General features: G+C 71.8%; 14 protein-coding genes. 5 read left to right on the forward strand and 9 right to left on the reverse strand.

Going from position 1 to position 18,373, the window contains the following annotated elements; all coding sequences use genetic code 11:
• Nucleotides 1-6 precede the first annotated feature (6 nt).
• Genes H4W80_RS50160 through H4W80_RS50170 form a run of 3 tightly spaced genes read left to right on the forward strand, consistent with a single transcriptional unit; the run spans nucleotide 7 to nucleotide 5,612 of the window.
• Nucleotides 7-2,139, forward strand: a complete 2,133-nt coding sequence (locus tag H4W80_RS50160; protein ID WP_225964110.1) for a discoidin domain-containing protein — start codon at nucleotides 7-9, stop codon at nucleotides 2,137-2,139.
• On the forward strand, nucleotides 2,136-3,851 hold the full coding sequence (locus tag H4W80_RS50165; protein WP_192791528.1) for a CBM35 domain-containing protein: 1,716 nt from the start codon (nucleotides 2,136-2,138) through the stop codon (nucleotides 3,849-3,851). The genes H4W80_RS50160 and H4W80_RS50165 overlap by 4 nt, the downstream gene beginning before the upstream one ends.
• Before the next feature lie 15 nt (nucleotides 3,852-3,866).
• Entirely contained in the window at nucleotides 3,867-5,612 is a 1,746-nt protein-coding gene (locus H4W80_RS50170) for a glycoside hydrolase family 75 protein (RefSeq protein WP_192791529.1), read from the forward strand.
• Nucleotides 5,613-5,683: 71 nt separating this feature from the next.
• On the opposite strand, the gene H4W80_RS50175 is transcribed toward H4W80_RS50170, so the two are convergent.
• The 3 genes from H4W80_RS50175 to H4W80_RS50185 are packed head-to-tail and all read right to left on the reverse strand — an operon-like array spanning nucleotide 5,684 to nucleotide 9,503.
• On the reverse strand, nucleotides 5,684-7,300 hold the full coding sequence (locus H4W80_RS50175; RefSeq protein ID WP_192791530.1) for an AMP-binding protein: 1,617 nt from the start codon (nucleotides 7,298-7,300) through the stop codon (nucleotides 5,684-5,686).
• A gap of 37 nt (nucleotides 7,301-7,337) precedes the next feature.
• A complete protein-coding gene (locus H4W80_RS50180; protein WP_192791531.1) occupies nucleotides 7,338-8,600 on the reverse strand; it encodes an ABC transporter substrate-binding protein in 1,263 nt (420 codons plus the stop codon).
• Between the two features lie 42 nt (nucleotides 8,601-8,642).
• Nucleotides 8,643-9,503: an AraC family transcriptional regulator gene (locus H4W80_RS50185; RefSeq protein ID WP_192791532.1), complete on the reverse strand. Its 861-nt coding sequence runs from the start codon at nucleotides 9,501-9,503 to the stop codon at nucleotides 8,643-8,645.
• A 95-nt stretch (nucleotides 9,504-9,598) separates the two neighbouring features.
• On the opposite strand from H4W80_RS50185, the gene H4W80_RS50190 reads away from it, so the two are divergent.
• Nucleotides 9,599-10,354: a phytanoyl-CoA dioxygenase family protein gene (locus tag H4W80_RS50190; RefSeq protein ID WP_192791533.1), complete on the forward strand. Its 756-nt coding sequence runs from the start codon at nucleotides 9,599-9,601 to the stop codon at nucleotides 10,352-10,354.
• 8 nt (nucleotides 10,355-10,362) lie between these two features.
• Here H4W80_RS50190 and H4W80_RS50195 read toward each other — a convergent pair whose 3' ends face one another.
• The 3 genes from H4W80_RS50195 to H4W80_RS50205 form a co-directional block, all read right to left on the reverse strand.
• Nucleotides 10,363-10,971, reverse strand: a complete 609-nt coding sequence (locus H4W80_RS50195) for a Chromate resistance protein ChrB (protein WP_318787433.1) — start codon at nucleotides 10,969-10,971, stop codon at nucleotides 10,363-10,365.
• A gap of 75 nt (nucleotides 10,972-11,046) precedes the next feature.
• Nucleotides 11,047-12,618: an amidohydrolase gene (locus tag H4W80_RS50200; RefSeq protein ID WP_192794217.1), complete on the reverse strand. Its 1,572-nt coding sequence runs from the start codon at nucleotides 12,616-12,618 to the stop codon at nucleotides 11,047-11,049.
• 48 nt (nucleotides 12,619-12,666) lie between these two features.
• On the reverse strand, nucleotides 12,667-13,944 hold the full coding sequence (locus tag H4W80_RS50205; protein WP_192791534.1) for an MFS transporter: 1,278 nt from the start codon (nucleotides 13,942-13,944) through the stop codon (nucleotides 12,667-12,669).
• Nucleotides 13,945-14,066: 122 nt separating this feature from the next.
• Between H4W80_RS50205 and H4W80_RS50210 the strand changes: the two genes are divergently transcribed.
• Complete coding sequence (locus H4W80_RS50210) at nucleotides 14,067-15,584, forward strand: PucR family transcriptional regulator (protein ID WP_192791535.1); 1,518 nt, start codon at nucleotides 14,067-14,069, stop codon at nucleotides 15,582-15,584.
• A gap of 38 nt (nucleotides 15,585-15,622) precedes the next feature.
• Here the strand turns inward: H4W80_RS50210 and H4W80_RS50215 are convergent, their stop codons facing one another.
• The 3 genes from H4W80_RS50215 to H4W80_RS50225 all read right to left on the reverse strand — a co-directional run bounded on the left by H4W80_RS50215 (nucleotide 15,623) and on the right by H4W80_RS50225 (nucleotide 18,316).
• Complete coding sequence (locus H4W80_RS50215) at nucleotides 15,623-16,951, reverse strand: sensor histidine kinase (protein ID WP_192791536.1); 1,329 nt, start codon at nucleotides 16,949-16,951, stop codon at nucleotides 15,623-15,625.
• Nucleotides 16,948-17,619, reverse strand: a complete 672-nt coding sequence (locus tag H4W80_RS50220; RefSeq protein ID WP_192791537.1) for a response regulator transcription factor — start codon at nucleotides 17,617-17,619, stop codon at nucleotides 16,948-16,950. Before H4W80_RS50220 ends, H4W80_RS50215 begins: the two co-directional genes overlap by 4 nt.
• A gap of 109 nt (nucleotides 17,620-17,728) precedes the next feature.
• On the reverse strand, nucleotides 17,729-18,316 hold the full coding sequence (locus tag H4W80_RS50225; RefSeq protein WP_192791538.1) for a hypothetical protein: 588 nt from the start codon (nucleotides 18,314-18,316) through the stop codon (nucleotides 17,729-17,731).
• Between the last annotated feature and the right edge of the window lie 57 nt (nucleotides 18,317-18,373).

Here is an 18,373-nt window from a genome sequence, read left to right on the forward strand (position 1 = left end):
CGCACCATGAGACGAACGGCGACGCTCGCCGTCCTGGCGCTTCTGCTCGGCCTGCTCACCGCCGCCCCGGCGCGGGCCGACCTGCAACACCCGCGCCAGGCGTTCCTGCGCAACTCGATCGCCGGCCTCTTCCTGCACTGGGGCGAGCGGACCTCGCCGCAGCACACCAGCTGCAGCGCGTGGGAGGCCGACGTCACCAACGGCGGCTGGAGCGCCTCCTACTGGGTGAACGAGGCCAAGAAGCTGCACGCCCAGTACATCGTGCTGGCCACCTTCCACAGCCGGCTCGGCTACGCCCGGCCGTACCCGTCGGCGATCCCGGGCTCCTGCCGCACCACGCGGGACTTCCTCGGCGAGCTGATCGACGCCGCCGACGCGCAGGGCCTGAAGGTCATCAACTACATGACCGACGACCCGCAGTGGCACAACGAGGGCCTGTCGTCGGGGTCGTGGCTCAACTCCTCGGCCTTCTCCGGTTACGTCGGCCACGACGTGGACCTGACCACCCGCGACGGGTTCGGGGAGTTCAGCTACCTGCAGTTCTTCGAGCAGATGCAGCGCTATCCCAAGCTCGCCGGGTTCTGGATCGACAACGACAACGCCTACTGGGAGCGCAACGACCTGTACGCCAAGATCTACCAGCAGCGCCCCGACATGACGATCTCGAACAACAACGAAGACACGCCGATCATGGACATGATCAGCAACGAGCAGAAGACCGGCATGACGCCGTCGTACGACTATCCGCAGGCGGTCTACACGGCGCTGCCCCGGCTGATCGAGGCCGACTTCAAGCTGCCGACCGGCGGCCCCTGGTGGTACGGCGGCTCCGACCAGGCCGTGGACCGCAAGCTCACCCTCGGGCGGCTCATCACGAACGCGGGTTCGTCGGTCAAGGCGCTGATGGCCGAGACGGCCATGGTCAACGGCCGCTTCCCGGCGCAGCAGGCCGACTTCAACAACTTCGCGAACACGTACCTGTCGGCCATCTGGGAGTCGCTCGGCGGCACGGAAGGCGGCGGCTACATGTTCGGCGGGCTCAAGCCGGGCTTCTGGAACAACGGCGCGCACGGCGTGACCACCGTCGCCAAGAGCGACCCCGACCGGCACTACATCCACGTGATCACGCCGCCGTCCGGCAGCACGCTGTCGCTGCGCGACAACGGCTACCGGGTCAGCGCGGTGACGAACCTGCGCACGGGCGCGCCGGTCGCGTTCACGCAGTCGGGCGGCACGCTGACGCTCAGCGGGATCTCGAGCTGGGACCAGTACGACACCGTCTTCAAGGTCGTCACCAGCGGCCGTCAGGGCGTCTACACCGGCGTCACGCTCTCGGCGAGCTCGTCCACCAGCGGCCACGGCGCGGCGGCGGCGGGCGACGGCAACTACCTGACCTACTGGGACAGCGACGCCGCCGAGCCCGCGCGGCTCACCTTCGACCTGGGCTCCGCCAAGCCCGTCCAGTATCTGGCGATCAACCAGCGGGAGGACTCCACCGTCTACCCGTCGTCCGGGTCGGCGCGGATCTCCGACTACCAGGTACACGTCAGCAACGACGGCTCGACCTGGGGGAGCGCGGTCAAGACCGGGACCGTGCCGAACGCCCGCGGCGTCCAGTTCATCGACCTGAACGGGGTCAACGCCCGCTACGTCCGGCTCTCCAAGACCGGGCACCACGGCGTCGCCCGCTGGCGGGTGGACGAGGCGTGGGTCGGTGGCCGGTACGCGGGCGGCGGCGGCTCCACCGGCACCCGCTACGAGGCCGAGAACGCGACGATCTCGCAGGGCGCCGTCGAGTCCAACCACGCGGGCTACTCCGGCACCGGCTTCGTCAACGGCGACAACGTCACCGGCGCCTACACCGAGTGGACGATCAACGCGCCCGCGGCCGGAACCGCCACGATCGCGCTGCGCTACGCCAACGGGACGACGACCAGCCGCCCGGCGGCCGTCACCGTGAACGGCGGCGCCGCCCAGAACCGCGACTACCCCGGCACCGGCGCCTGGACCACCTGGGCGACCGACACGTTCACCGTCCAGCTCAACGCCGGGGCCAACACGCTGCGGGTGACCGCGACGACCGATGGCGGCAACCCCAACCTCGACTGCATCGACGTCACGACGGGAGGCGCCTCATGAAAACGGTGCTCATGAAAGCGGGGCTCGCGGCGCTGGCGCTGGCCGCCACGTGCCTGGCCGTGCCCGCGGCACCGGCCGCCGCCTCGGACAACGGGCTGTCGATCAGGCCCGCGATGGGCTGGAGCAGCTGGAGCTTCGTCCGCCGCTGGCCCGACGAGACCAAGATGAAGGCCCAGGCGGACGCCCTGGTCAGCAGCGGGCTGGCCGACAAGGGCTACGTGTACGTCAACCTCGACGACTTCTACCAGAAGTGCGACTCCAACGGCTTCATGGTCGACGACTACGGCCGCTGGGCGGTCGACACCGCCAAGTTCCCGTCCGGGATCAAGGCGCTGGCCGACTACGTGCACGCCAAGGGGCTGAAGTTCGGCTTCTACGTCACCCCGGGGATCGCGAAGAACGCCGTCACCGCCAACAAGCCGATCGAGGGCACGTCGTACCACGCGCAGGACATCGCGGACACCTCGCAGACCCACAAGAACTACAACTGCAAGAACATGTACCGGCTCAAGTACTCCCACCCGGGTGCGCAGGCGTTCATCAACTCGTGGGCCGACCAGATGGCCTCCTGGGGCGTGGACTACCTCAAGATCGACGGCGTGGACGCGTCCACGGTCGCGGACGTGGAGGCGTGGGACAAGGCGCTGCGCCAGACCGGCCGGCCGATCAACTTCGCGCTCTCCAACAACCTGCCGATCGCCCAGGCCACCACCTGGAAGCGGCTGGCCAACAGCTGGCGCACCCAGGGCGACGTCGAGTGCTACTGCGGCTCCGGCCCGAACGGCAGCGGCTACCCGCTCACCGACTGGTCGCACGTCGTCAGCCGGTTCAACTCGGCCGCCTCCTGGCAGCAGTACGCCGGTCCGGGCGGCTGGAACGACTACGACTCGCTGCAGATCGGCAACGGCGACCAGGTCGGGCTCACCGCCGACCAGCGCCGCTCGCACATGACGCACTGGGCGATGGCCGCCAGCCCGCTGCTGCTCGGCACCGACCTGACCGCGCTCACCTCCGTCGACCTGGCGATGCTGAAGAACGACCGGCTCATCGCGGTCAACCAGGACGGCGTGGCCGCCCAGCGCGTCGTCAACAGCGGCGTCAACCAGGTGTGGCGCAAGCGGGAGGCCAACGGCGACTACATCGTCGCGCTCTACAACACCGGCACCTCGGGCAACTCCACGGTGAGCGTCACCTGGGCGCAGGCCGGCTTCAGCGGCCCGGCCGCCGTCACGAACCTGTGGTCGGGCGCCTCCGAGGGCACCGTCGCCTCCTCCTACAGCGCCACCCTGCGCCCAGGGGAGACCCGCCTCATCCGCGCCCGGCCGGCCGCCGCCGCGACCCGTTACGAGGCCGAGAACGCGACGATCTCGCAGGGCGCGGCCGAGTCGAACCACTCCGGCTTCTCCGGCACCGGGTTCGTCAACGCCGACAACGTGACCGGCTCTTACGTGGAGTTCACCGTGAACGCCGCCGAGGCCGGCTCGCGCACCGTCACCATCCGGTACGCCAACGGCACCTCGGTGAACCGGCCGATGAGCGTCGCGGTCAACGGCGCCGCCGTCCAGACCCGCGACTTCCCCGGCACGGGCGACTGGGACACCTGGGCGGACGCCACGCTCACGGTGCCGCTGAACGCCGGGGCCAACACGGTCCGCCTGACGGGCACCACCGCCAACGGCGGACCCAACGTCGACTACCTCGACCTCTCCTGATTGGAAGGTACGCCTGTGCACCCCCCACGCTTACGCCGCCTCGTCATCCTGGCCGTCGGCTGCCTGGCCGTCACCGGCCTGGTCGCGTTACCCGCCCGGGCCGCGACCGTGCGGTACGAGGCCGAGAACGCCACCAACGTCCAGGGCGTCGTCGAGTCCAACCACGCCGGGTTCTCCGGCACCGGCTTCGTCAACAGCGACAACGCCGCCGGCCCGTACACCGAGTGGACGGTGAACGCGCCCGCGGCCGGCACCGCCACGCTCGCCATCCGCTACGCCAACGGCACCACCACGACCCGCACCACCGATGTCTCGGTCAACGGCACGGTCGTCTCGGCCGGGCGCACGTTCGGCCCCACCGGGGCCTGGACCACGTGGGCCACCTCCACCCTGACCGCCGCGCTCGCCGCGGGCGACAACAAGATCCGCATCACCTCGACGGCCTCGGGCGGCAACCCCAACCTCGACTACCTCGAGGTCACCGTGGCTGACGCGCCCGCGACCGAGTATCAGGCGGAGTCCGCCACGCTGTCGCAGGCCGCGGTGGCGACCAACCACACCGGCTACACCGGCTCGGGCTTCGTCGACTACGTCAACGCCGCGGGCGGCTACATCGAGTGGTCCGTCAACGTGGCCGAGGCCAGCACGCACACTCTCACGCTGAGGTACGCCAACGGCACGACCGTCAACCGGCCGATGAGCGTCGCGGTGAACGGCGCCGCCGTCCAGACCCGCGACTTCCCGGGCACCGGCAGCTGGGACACCTGGGCGGACGCCGCGCTGACGGTGTCGCTGAACGCCGGGGTCAACACCGTCCGCGCGACCGGCACCACCGCCAACGGCGGCCCCAACGTGGACCGGCTTTCGGTCAGCGGCTCCGGCGGGCCCGACGGGCAGGCGCCGACCGTGCCCGCGGACGTCCGCGTCACCGGCACCTCGGCCGCCAGCATCACGCTGGCCTGGACGGACTCCGCCGACAACGTGGCCGTCACCGGCTACCGCGTCTACGAGGGGACGACCGTGGTCACGACCACGCCGACGGCCGGCGCCACGATCGGCGGGCTCACCGCCGGGTCCACGCACACGTACACGGTCACCGCGATCGACGCGGCGGGCAACGAGTCCGGGCACAGCGCCGCGGCCACCGGCACGACCGGCGGGGCCGGCACCGGGCCGACGGCCGACCAGCTCCTGGCGAAGGTGACCGCGTGCAGCCAGATCTCCAACGGCAAGTACAAGACCGACTCCGACGTGAGCTCGGCGACGGTCGCGGTGTGCGAGAAGACCGGGGCGGTGTTCTGGAAGGGCGACATGGACATCGACTGCGACGGGGTGCGCACGTCGCAGTGCAACGAGGACACCGACTGCTGCTTCCAGGCCGACACGTTCTGCCACACCAGCGGGGACTCGCCGCTCAACGCGGCGCAGCTCGCGTACATGGTGGTGCCGAGCGCCAGCTCCATCTGGGACTACCGGACGAAGGGCATCGGCTGCGGCACCGTGGTGGCGATCGTCTACAACGGGCAGGTGGAGTACGCCGTGATGGGTGACACGGGGCCGAGCGGGATCATCGGCGAGGCGTCCTACCGGACGGCGGCCGACCTCGGCATCAACCCCGACCCGAGCAACGGCGGCACGGACACCGGCGTCACGTACATCGTCTTCACCGGCTCCGGCACCAAGGTCCAGACCATCGAGAACCACACCCAGGCGGTCACCTTGGGCCGCACGCTGGCACAGCGCTTCCTCGACCAGAACTGACGCGGCCGCGCATCCTGGGCCGGCTCCGTGGTCGTCCTGACCACGGAGCCGGCCCGTGTTCATGCCCGTGTTCATGAGCGGCCGAGGATGCCGGCCGCCCGCTCGCGCATCTCCACCTTGCGGATCTTGCCGGTGACCGTCATGGGGAACGCGTCCACCACGTGCACGTACCGGGGGATCTTGTAGTGCGCCAGGCGGCCCGCGCAGAACTCCCTGACGCGCTCGGCCGTCAGCGGCTCCACGCCCGGCCGCATGACGATCCAGGCCATCAGCTCCTCCCCGTACCTCTCGTCGGGCACGCCGATCACCTGCACGTCGGCGACGTCCGGGTGGCCGTAGAGGAACTCCTCGATCTCGCGCGGATAGATGTTCTCGCCGCCGCGGATCACCATGTCCTTGATGCGGCCCACGATGGTGACGTAGCCGTCGGCGTCCATGGTGGCCAGGTCGCCGGTGTGCATCCAGCGGGCGGCGTCGACGGCCTCGGCCGTGGCGTCGGGCTGGGCCCAGTAGCCGAGCATGACCGAGTAGCCGCGGGTGCACAGCTCGCCCGGCACGCCGCGGGGGAGCGTGAGCCGGGTCTCCGGGTCGACGACCTTGACCTCGATGTGCGGCATGGCGCGGCCGACCGTCTCGGTGCGGCGGGCCAGGCCGTCGTCCCGGCGGGTCATCGTGGACACGGGTGAGGTCTCGGTCATGCCGTAGCAGATGGCGACCTCGGTCAGGTTCATCTCGCTGACTACGCGTTTCATGACCTCGACGGGGCACGGGGATCCGGCCATGATGCCCGTTCTGAGGGTGGAAAGATCGAAATTTCCGGATCCATTCAGCAGGGCCAGCTCGGCGATGAACATCGTCGGCACCCCGTACAGGGACGTGCACCCCTCGGCCTGCACGGCGCGCAGCGTCGCCTCCGGGTCGAACCCCGGCGAGGGCAGCACGACGCACGCGCCGTGCGAGGTCGCGCCGAGGTTGCCCATGACCATCCCGAAGCAGTGGTAGAGCGGCACCGGCAGGCACACCCGGTCGGCCTCGGTGTAGCCGAGCAGCTCGCCGACGAAGTAGCCGTTGTTGAGGATGTTGTGGTGCGACAGCGTGGCGCCCTTCGGGAAGCCGGTCGTGCCCGAGGTGTACTGGATGTTGATCGGGTCGTCGAACGTCAGGAGCGCCGCCCGCTCCGCCAGCAGGGCCGGGTCGGCGCGCCTGCCGCTCTCGACCAGCTCGTCCCAGCCGGGCTCGCCGATGAACACCGCCTCCGCGAACCCGATCTCGCCGATCATCGCCCGGTAGTCGCTGCTCTTGTGCGTGACCGCGCTGACGAGCAGCCGCAGGCCCGACTGCTCGACGACGTAGGCCAGCTCGTGGGACCGGTACGCGGGATTGACGTTCACCAGGATCGCGCCGATCTTGGCGGTGGCGTACTGGACGAGCACCCATTCGGCGCAGTTGGGCGCCCAGATGCCGACCCGGTCACCTTTGGCGATGCCGCGGGCCAGCAGGCCGAGCGCCACCTCGTTCACGGCGGCGTCGAGCTCCGAGTAGGTCCAGCGGCGCCCGGTCGGCACGTCCACCAGCGCCTCGCGCTCGCCGAACCGCGCCACGGCGCGCTCGAAGTTCTGCCCGATCGTCTCGCCCAGCAGGGGGACCTCGGACGCGCCCGAGGCGTAGGAGAGCAATGCGTCAGCCATGAACGGACGATTCCCCCGTCCCCGGCCCGGCACGCGCTCAGTTGCCCTGCGGGTGGGTGCTCCAGTACTCGTCGGCGGCGGCCTGGATGTCCGTCAGGACCTTCTGGTAGGTGTCCGGCTTGACGACGAAGGCGCCGAAGCCGTCCAGCGCGGCGGTGAGCACCGGGGGCGGGGTGGCCTCGAAGTAGCGGTTCACCAGGCGATACTCGCCGCTGCCCGCCGCCTTGCTGACCTCGGCGATGGCCTGGTCGGCGATGGCGACCTTGGGGTTGGCCGACACGTCGCCCCTGGCCGTGGCCCACTTCTCCTGGGCGGACGAGCTCACCCACCACTTGAGGTACTTCGTGCTCGCGCCGGGGTCGGGCGCCTTGGCCAGCGAGCAGAGCGGGCCGCTCTCGAAGATCATCGACGTCTTGGGCAGCGCGGGGTTGACGTTCGGGACGACGAAGAAGCCGTAGTCGGTGCCCGCCTTCATGTCGCGCTGCGTCATGCTCGTGTTGAACCACGTGCCGAACGACACCATCGCGGCCTTGCCGGTCTTGAGCACGTCGCCCGGGTCGGTCTTGTCGCCGGGGTTGTTGAAGTAGCCGGCGTCGATCATCGACTTCCACCGCTTCATCACCTCGACCACGCCGGGGTCGGTGTACTTCGCCTGACCGGCCGAGAGGCGGTCGTAGAGGTCGGGGTCGGTGCCGGCCAGGAGCTGCTCGAACCAGACGAAGGAGAACAGCACCGAGGTGTGGTAGAAGGCGGTCACGCCGTTCTTCTTCAGGGTGTCGGCGACCTTGACCAGCTCGTCCCATGTCGCCGGCGGCTTGAGCCGGTACTTGTCGAAGACGCTCTTGTTGTAGAACATGCCCCAGTACGCCGCGTTCAGCGGCACGCAGTACTGCTTGCCGCCCACCGTGTAGTACTTGGCCAGGTCGGCGGACAGGTCGCCGTTCTTGATCGCCTCCTGCCAGATGGCGGTCGTGTCGGAGACCTGCTTCTGCGCGACGATCTCGGCCAGCCGCCCGCCCGTCGTCCAGGTGAACAGGTCGGGCTTCACGTTCGTGCGGAACGACGCCTTGATGAACGCCTGGTACGTCGGCTCGTCGGTGTAGCCGACCGGCTTCATGGACAGGCCGATCTGCTGCTTGGACAGGCTGCCCATCTCGTCGAAGTATTTGCTCCAGGCGCCCTTGTCGTTGTAGAGCTTCAGCTCCGTCCTGCCGGCGGCCTGCTGGGGCGCGGATCCGCCGGAGGAGCAGGCGGTAAGAGCGAGGCAGATGACGGCGGCGACACCAAGTGACCGGATCATGCCCGGCCTCCTCTTCGATCTTGGGGGGATTAAGTCATCTAATCACTTGATATCTTGGCTGTCCATAGGGACGACGGCTCGCCGCGTAACCTCCCGGTAACATCGCGGGGCCATGCCGTACCGCTCCTGGAAGAGCCGGCCGAAATACGACTGGCCGGAGAATCCGCAGCGCTGGGCGATCCGGCCGATGCCCTCCGTCGTCGTGGTCAGCAGCAGCGCGGCGTGCTCCAGCCGGCGACCGACCACGAACCCGATCGGCGTGCACCCGTAGTGCCTGCGCATCGAGCGGGCCAGATGCCCCGGGCTGACCGCGGCGAGGGCCTGCAGCCGGGGCAGGCCCTCGCGCAGGTTCTCCTCGCGCCGCATCGCGACGCAGGCCGACACCAGCCAGCCGGGCCGCCGGTCCACGGCCGTCCCGTCGGCGCCCTCCAGCAGCGGGACGACCGCCGTCAGCAGCCCGACCAGGTCGAGCACGCGGGGCGCGCCGGAGTAGGCGGCCAGCAGCCGGGCGAACTCCGCCGCCACCGGCCCGTCCAGGTCGGCGCGGGCCGACGGCGGGAGCTCCCGCCGCTCCCAGTCCGCCGGTCCCGCCAGCCCCGCCAGGTCGGCGAAGGCCCGCCAGCGCTCGCTCGGGAAGGCGATGTTGACGAAGCGCATGCCGCCGGCCGAGGCGAACTCGTGCCGGTCGTGCGGCCGTACCAGCAGCACGTCCCCGGCGCGCAGCGGCTGCTCCGCCTCGCCGACCCGCTGCACGCCCGCCCCCGCCGTCACGAGGACCAGCTCGTGGAAGTCGGCGTGGGAGTGCGGCTCCGGGCGGTCCCTGCGGCCGCCCTTCACCGGCACCAGGGCCGCGTGGTACGGCAGCCCGGCCGCGAACTCGACCCAGCGCAGGACGGTCGGCATGTCAGGAAATTAATACTTGTGGAGCGCCGATTACTAGTAACCCGTCCCGCGAAGACCGAAGAATCCGAGTGACGCCCCACCCCCACAAGGAGCGCATGGTGAGAGTCGACCGGACCCTTCAGGACTACGACCGCGACGGCTACACGATCTTCCGCGACGTCCTCGACCGCGACCTGATCGCCGAGGCGAGCGAGCACGTCGCCTGGCTCCAGGCCAAACACCCCGACCTGCACGGCGAGGACCTGGGCACCGAGCTGGTCGCCCGCGACCCCTTCTGGGTGCGGCTGGTCGGCGACGACCGGCTGCTGGACATCGCCGAGCTCTTCGTCGGCCCCGACATCGCGCTGTTCGCCTCGCACTACATCAGCAAGCCGCCCTTCGCCGGCAAGCCGGTCCTGTGGCACCAGGACGGCGCGTACTGGCCGCTGGAGCCGATGCGCGTCGTCACGCTCTGGTTGGCGGTGGACGAGGCCACGACGGAGAACGGCTGCCTGCGCGTGATCCCCGGCTCACACCGGCAGGACCTGCACGAGCTGCGGCAGCGTGACGACATCGACAACGTGCTCGGCTCGGAGAGCGCGGTGACGGTGGACGAGTCGCAGGCCGTGGACCTCGTCCTGGCGCCCGGCGACGTGGAGGTCCACCACCCCAACATCCTGCACGCCTCCAACGCCAACACCTCGCCGCGCCGCCGCTGCGGCCTGACCATCCGCTACATCCCGACCTCGACCCGGATCACCAGCGAGGAGCAGCCGTTCGTGTCGGCCCTGCTGTTCCGCGGGGACCCGGGCGTGAACGTCTACCAGCCCTTCCCGGAGTACGTGGAGGGCGAGCACATGCCCTTCAGATAGCCCGGCGCTCACCCGGCGCCGTGCTGGAAGATCGCGCTGTCCTCGGCCTCGTAGACCGAGGCGGCGAACTCCTCCAGCGTCCGGGCGCAGCCGTCGAGCGCCTCGACGACCTCCTTGCGCCGGGCCGCGCCCAGCACGTCGCGAACCTTGACCTTCTCGAACCAGCCCCTGAGCTTGGCGAGATCCTCCTCGTTCTCCTCAAGCTCGCTGTAGGTGAAGTGCTTGGCCAGCACCTCTTTCTCGACCTCCTTGTGGAAGTCGGCGCACTTGTCGAGGATCTCCTCGTACTCGTCGTCGCGGGCGGCGTTGTAGAGCGCGACCAGGTCGGACTCGCCGATGACCGACGAGGTGCTGACCAGGAACGCCTGGCCGGCCATCGACTCGACGATCTCGCTGCGCAGCGCCCGCAGGGCCCGCTCGCTCTGCGGGGTGCGCGGCGCGGCGGCCGCGGAGTTCTGCAAATAGACGGCGCCGAGGTTGCGCAGCTTGCGCCAGACCGCGGCCCGCAGCCTGGTCGGCTCGCTGGGCACCCGGTAGATCAGCATGAGCCAGGTGACCGCCTTGGCCGGCCCGGCCGCCTGCGGCTCGCCGCCCTTCGCCTCCTCCGTGCCCGGCACCGCGCCTCCTTCTCCGAACGGGACCACTCGATCGTATCCGCGCCCGGTGGCGGGGCGCGCCGCCCCGCCAGGGGGCTACCCCGCGCGGTAGGCGATGTGCCCGTCGAGCATGGTCAGCCACGCGTCCACGCCGGACAGCGCGTCCGCGGGCAGGCTCCGGACGTCGCCGTCCAGGACCACCACGTCGGCGAGCTTGCCGGGCGTGAGCGAGCCGATCCGGTCCTCCATGCGCAGGGCGTACGCCGCGTCGATCGTGTGCGCGCGCAGCGCCTCCTCCAGGGTGATCGCCTGCTCCGCCCCGATCGGGCCGCCCTCCCTGGTGCGGCGGCGCACCGCGTTCGACACCGTCTCCATGGGCCGCAGCGAGGAGACGAACGAGTCGCTGGACAGCACCGGGCGCAGGCCCGCGTCCAGCTCCTCGCGGATCGGCTGCAGCCGGTGCGCCCGCCGCTCGCCGAGCCGGCGCACGAAGTCGGTGCCGCTGTCGTACAGGAAGTTGGGCTGGTTGACCGGGATCACGCCGAGCGCGGCGAACTCCCTGACCTGGGCGGACGTCGGGTGGCCGCAGTGCTCGATCCTGGGCCGGGCGTCGTCGCCCGACACCGCCACCGCGGCCTTGATCGCTTCGAGGGAGTAGCCCATGGCCCGGTCGCCCTGGGTGTGGATGCCGATCTGCCAGCCCGCCGTCGCGGCCCGCCGTACGAGATCGACGAGCTGCTCGGGCTGGTGGTAGAGCGAGCCGGTGAAGCCCTCGCCGTACGGCTCGTCGAACATCGCCGTGCCGCCCAGCAGCGTGCCGTCGCAGTAGAACTTCATCGCGCCGAACCGCAGCCGGTCGTCGCCGAACGGGCCCGCCAGGCCGATCGAGGACAGCTCGTCCAGCATGTGCGACAGCGGCATGACCGCCGTACGCACCGGCAGCGTGCCCGCCTCCCAGGCGGACCGGTAGACCAGCAGCTCGCGGCGCGAGACCTGCGGGTCGCACACGGTCGTCACCCCGGCCCGCAGGTACGTCTCCCCGGCCAGCTCCAGCCACGACCGCAGCTGCTCCAGGGGCAGGTCGACGTGGAAGTTCGGGCCGTGGCAGCCGATGTCCACGGCCACGGGCAGGATCAGCTCCATCGCCGAGTCCAGCACCATGCCGGTCAGCCGCCCGCCCTCGTCGCGCACGAACGCGCCGCCCGCCGGGTCGGCCACGTCGTCGCCGATGCCGCGCCAGGACAGCGCGGCCGAGTTGACCACCGCCTGGTGCCCGGACACGTGGTAGACGATCACCGGGTGCTCGGTGGTGGCCTCGTCGAGCTGCCGCCGGGTCGGCCGCCCGCCGGGATATTTGGCGTCGTCCATCCCGTACGCCCTTATCCACTGGCCCGCCGGGGTCCTGGCGGCCTCGGCGGCGACGGCGGCGACCAGGTCGGCGGCGCTGCCCACGGCCGGGTAGCGCGCGTCCACCGCCACCAGCGTCTCCGCGGTGGACAGCAGGTGGTTGTGCGGGTCGATGAAGCCGGGCAGCACGCTGCGCCCGCCCGCCCGCACGACCTCGGCCCCCGGGCCCGCCTGGGCGAGGACGTCCTCCTCGCGCCCCACGGCCAGGACGCGGCCGTCGCGTACGGCCACGGCCCCCGCGTACGGGTTCGAGGGGTCCATGGTGATGACGTTCCCGCCGGTGATGACGGTGGTGGACAATGCACTCTCCTATTCGGTGGTGATCGGAGCGGCCGGCACGCGGTCGCGGTGGCGGGGCGCCACGAGCAGGCAGAGCACGCTGAGCGCGCACATGGCGACCAGCAGCGCCACGGCCGGCCAGGCGGCGCCGCCGTACGCGCCGACGAGCGCGGTGGCGGCCAGCGGCGACAGGCCGCCGAAGATCGCGCCGGCGCCCTGGTAGGCGAGCGAGATCCCGGTGTAGCGGACCTGCGGCGGGAACATCTCGGACAGGATCGCGGCCATCGGCCCGTACGTGCCCGAGGTGGCCAGCCGCATGACGCCGAGCATCAGGAAGATCAGGAACGTGTTGTGCGTGCCGAGCACCGCGAACTGCGGCACCGCCAGCACCGCCGTGCCGATCAGGAACCAGATGGCGACCTTGCGCCCGCCGAACCTGTCGCCCATCCAGGCGATGCCGAGCGTGGCGACCAGCTCCACGAAGGCGGCGAAGCTCAGGCCGTTCAGGATGAGCTGCTCGGTCTCGCCGACCGACGGGCCCGTGGCGTACGACAGCAGGAACGTGGTGAGGATGTAGTAGCCGCCGATGGCCACCGGCAGCGTGCCGATGCCGAGCAGGACCGACCGCCACGACGTCCGGAAGACCTCCTTGATCGGCACCCCGGTCTTGTCGGCCTCCTCGAAGACCGGCGACTCCTCGACGCGGAGCCGGATGAACAGGCCCACCAGCACCAGCACGGCCGAGACGATGAACGGCGCCCGCCAGCCCCACGAGTGCAGCGCGTCGTCGCCGAACAGGGTCATCAGGCTGAACGCGCCCGTCGCCAGCAGCGCGCCCGCCGGGTTGCCGAGCTGGGCGAAACCGCCGTAGAAGGTCTTCTTGCCCGCGGGCGCGTGCTCGACCGCCATCAGCGCGGCCCCGCCCCACTCGCCGCCGACCGCCAGCCCCTGCACGAAGCGGAGCAGCACCAGGAGCACGGGGGCGAGCGTGCCGATCGACGCGTACGTCGGCAGCAGGCCCACGGCGAAGGTCGCGCCGCCCATCATGAGCAGCGTGACCACCAGCGCCGACTTCCGGCCGACCCGGTCGCCGAAGTGGCCGAACACGATGCCGCCGAGCGGCCTGGCGAAGAAGCCGACCGCGTACGTGGCGAAGGACGCCATGAGCGCCACCGTGGGGCTGGAGGCGTTGGGGAAGAACAGGTCGTCGAAGAGCAGCGCGGCCGCCGTGGCGTAGACGTAGAAGTCGTACCACTCGATCGTGGTCCCGACGAAGGCGGCGCCGGCCGCCCGGGTGGCGCGATTCATGGATCCTCCGGGTCTCAGGGGGTGCGACGACGATAAGCGCAGGTCAGCCGGACGGGGGCCGGGACGAAACGCACCACCGGGGGTGAATTAGAGTGCGGTATGCACAGCCCTGAGGAGCACCCATGGCCTTGACCGTCGCGCAGGCCATGACCCTGCCCGGCATGCGCATGCGGCTGCTGGCCGGGCGCGCCGGCCTGTCGCGCGTGGTCCGCTGGGCGCACGTGTCCGAGCTGGCCGACCCCGTGCCGTGGCTGCGCGGGGGCGAGCTGGTGATGACCATCGGCCTCGGCCTGCCGGGCGACCCGGCCGGTCGGCAGGCGTACGTCGAGCGGCTGTCGGGCGCGGGCTGCGCCGGGCTCGCCTTCGCGCTCGGCGAGGCCGTGACGGCCGTCCCGGAGGAGGTGCTGGCCGCCGCCGACCTCCAGGGGCTGCCGGTGCTGGAGATCCTGACCCCGTTCATCGCGGTGACCGAGGCCGTCGCGCGGTGGCACGCCGACGAGCGCGTACGCGGGGAGCGGCGGGTCGTCGCCGCCCAGGAGGCCATGGCGCGGGCCGCGCTGCTGTCGGGCACCTCGGGCATCCTGCGCGCCCTGGCCGAGCACACCGGCGGCGAGTCCCTGCTGCTGGACCCGCAGGGCAAGCCCAGGGCGGCCACGCCGGCGGGGGAGCGGCCCTGGCACGCCAGGGCCCTGGAAATGGCGCGGGGCGCGGCCCGGCTGAGCGCGGGCGTGCTGGACGACGGCATCCAGGCCGTCCAGGTGCAGAGCCTCGGCTTCTCCGGGCCGCCGACCGGCTGGCTGGCGGTGTGCACGGGCTCGCCGCTGGAGTGGCACGCCAGGATGCTGGCCAACCAGGCCGCCTGCCTGCTCGCCATGGAGCTGCTGGGCGTGCGGGCCGGCCGGGCCAAGGCGCACGCCCAGCGGGGCGCGCTGCTGGCCGCCGTGCTCGACGGCGGGCTGTCGCCGCGCCAGCTTGGCGAGCTGTGCCCGGTCGCGGCGGCGCCGTACGAGGTGGTCGTGACGGCGGCGCCGGTCCCGCCGGAGGCGGCGATCGAGGCGCTGGAGGAGGTGGCGGCGGACGCCGAGGAGCTGGCCCTCGTGTGCGCCCGGCCGGAGGGCACGGTCTTCGTGCTGCCGGAACGCACGCCCTCAGGTGGAGGTCCTGAAGGGGCCGGGCTCGCGGCGCCCCGGTGGGGCGCGGAGCTGTGCGGGCGGCTGGGCGTGCCGGGCGGCGGCTGCCGGGCGCTCGGCCTGGACGAGCTCCCCTCGGCCGTACGGCACGCCGCCACCCTGGCCGCCCGGGGCGACGGCTACCTCCACGTGGACGACCTCGAGGCGTCCGCGCTGCTCAGGGACGCCTTCGTGCCCGCCGCCGCCCACCGCTTCGCCGCCGCCGCGCTCCGCCCGCTGCGCGAGTACGAGGCGCGGCACGGCGGCGACCTGGTCGGCTCGCTCCGCGCGTACCTGGAGGCGGGGTCGAACCTGGAGACGGCGGCGCGGCGGCTGGGCGTGCACCGCAACACCCTGCGCCGCCGCCTGGCCGTCGCCGAACGCGTCTCGGGCCGCCCCCTCACCGACCCCGGGCACCGGCTCCAGCTCTGGCTGGCCCTCTCCCTCGGCGACCTCGTACCTCCCGGCTAGCGCCCACGGCCGGGCATTCCTTCAGGCCGGACGGGTGATCAGGTGGCGAGGGGAAGGGACAGGACGAGGCGGACGCCCCGGGCGAGGGGCTCGGCGCGGACCGTGCCGCCGTGGGCCTCGGCGATCTGGCGCACGATGGCCAGCCCCAGCCCCGAGCCGGGCAGCGAGCGGGCCGCCTTGGCGCGGTAGAAGCGGTCGAAGACGAACGGCAGGTCCTCCGCGGCGATGCCGGGCCCCTGGTCGGCGACCGACAGCGCGCCGTCCGCGGTCACCTCGACCAGCACCTCCCCGCCCGGCGGGCTCCACTTGATCGCGTTGTCGACCAGGTTGGCGGCGGCGCGCTCGACGGCGTCGGGATCGGCGTGGACCAGGCACTCGGCCAGCTCGTCCCGCAGCCGGACGTGCGGCGCCCGCCCCCGCGCCCTGGCGATCACGCGCTGCGCGACCAGGTCGAGGCGGACGTCCTCGGTGTGGATCTGGACGTCGCCGTACCTGGCCAGCTCCACCAGGTCGTTGACCAGCACCCGCAGCTCCCCGGCCTGCGCGCGGGCGTCCTGGACCAGGGCCGGGGCCTGCGGGTCGGCGGTGCCGCGCCCCTCGCCCAGCAGTTCGAGGTTGGTGATGAGGCTGGTCAGCGGGGTGCGCAGCTCGTGGGATGCGTCGGCGACCAGGCGCCGCTGGGCCAGCAGGGACTCGTTCAGCGCGCCGGTCATCGTGGTGAACGAGCGGGCCAGCCGGGCGACCTCGTCGCGCCCGCTGCCGTCGAGCCCGCCCGCGGTGAGCGTACGGGTGGCGGTGACGTGCTCGACCACCTCGGTCAGGCGGCCGATGGGGCGCAGCACCCGCCCGGCGAGCAGCCGCGCCCCCATCCCGGCGATCAGCGCGCCGCCCAGGATCAGCGCCCCCAGCAGGAGCTTCAGGCTGTTCAGGGTGCTGTCGTCCCGGTCGAGCGGGAACGCGGTGCGTACCAGTCCCTGATCCACCTGCCCCAGCGGAGCCGTGTAGACGCGGTAGCGCGCCCCGCCGTAGGTCACCTCCTGGAAGTACGGCGGGAGCTTGCCCCACGCGACCCCGGCGTCCCTGTCCGAGAGCGGGACGAAACCGGTGGTCGGCCCCGGCTCCACGGGAGGCGGGAAGAACTGCAGCAGCGTGTTGCCCACGGAGACCGGGTAATCCGGCAGGGGCGCGCGGGTGACCTTGAACGTGGCCAGCAGCTGGGGCGCCTGCCCGGCGGCCAGCACCAGCTCGCCGTCGTGCTGGCCGCCCAGCCCGCTCGCCATCGCCGGATAGACCACCAGCGAGGCGATCAGCAGGGCCGCCGCCACCACGGCCGCCCCGGCCAGGGCGACCCTGGTCCGCAGCGTCACGGCTCCTCCCGCAGCACGTACCCCAGCCCGCGGACCGTCTGGATCAGCCGCGGCTCGCCCCCGGCCTCCAGCTTGGCCCGCAGGTAGCTGATGTAGACCCACAGCGCGTTGGACGACGGGCCGAAGTCGTACCCCCAGACCGCGTCGAAGATCACGCCACGGCTCAGCACCCGGTTCGGGTTGCGCAGGAACACCTTCAGCAGCGTGTACTCGGTCCTGGTCAGGTCGAGCACCCGCGCCCCGCGGGCGGCCCGGCAGGCGGCGGTGTCCAGCTCCAGGTCGGCGAAGCGCAGCACCTCCTCGGCCGCGCCGCTGCGCCGCAGCAGGGCGCGCAGGCGGGCCCGCAGCTCCTCCAGCGCGAACGGCTTGACCAGGTAGTCGTCGGCCCCGGCGTCCAGCCCCGCGACCCGGTCGGCGACCAGGTCGCGGGCGGTGAGCATCAGGATCGGCGTGCGGTCGCCGCCGGCGCGGAGGCGGCGGCACACCTCCAGCCCGTCCAGGCCGGGCATCATGATGTCCAGCACCACCGCGTCCTGCCGCCCGCCGCCGGCCGCCTCCAGGGCGCGCAGGCCGTCGGCGGCGGTGCTCACGTGATAGCCCTCACGGGCGAGCGCGCGCGTCAGCGAACGGCGCACCGCCTCGTCGTCGTCGGCCACAAGGACGTGCATGATCCCACTCTCCTCGCCGTGCCCGCCGCCGCCCACCCCTGAGCGCGTTCTGGTGGCCGGGCGGGATGGCCGCCGTCCAGCCCCGGAGGCTGGTCGCCCGCCCGGCCGCTCAAGATCCCGGGGTCTTGGGGGCGTCCGGCCTGACGTCCTCTCCTTGTACGAAGGACCGCTTGAAGTCGTCCAGCGCCTGGATCAGCCGCTCCGCCGACACGCCCAGGCGCTCGGCGATCGCGGCGAATTCCGGTGATTTCGGATTTATCCCGCCTTTCTGGCTGAGGAGGTTCAGCTCCTCCTCGGCGGCGGTCGCCCGCTCAAGCCCGACGCCCAGCGAGGCCGCCAGCGCCTTGGCCAGCATCCCGCTCTCGACCAGCTTGGGCTGCTCCCGCTTCTGCACGTCGGGTTGCTGCACGTCGGGTTGCTTCACGTCGGGTTGCTGCACCTCCGGCTTCTGCACGCCGGGTTGCTGCACCTCGGGCTGCTTCACGTCCGGTCGCTTCACGTCGGGCGAGCACTTGCCGTCGAGTTCCGCGGCCTTGGCCGCCTTGGCCTTCGCGATGTCGGCAGGCGTGCAGGCCGCCGCCTTGGCGCACGGGTCGTCGGCGGGGTCCCGCTGGGACGAGGCCGCCAGCGCCCCCGACCCGCCCAGCGTCAGCACCAGCACCATGCCGGCGGCCAGGCCGGCCTTGCGTCGGTCCATGTCGCGTCTCCTTCTCCCGACCGGCCGGCCCCTCCGGCCCGGTGGCTGCCGCCAGCC

The organism is Nonomuraea angiospora, from assembly GCF_014873145.1.
Lineage (GTDB): Bacteria > Actinomycetota > Actinomycetes > Streptosporangiales > Streptosporangiaceae > Nonomuraea > Nonomuraea angiospora.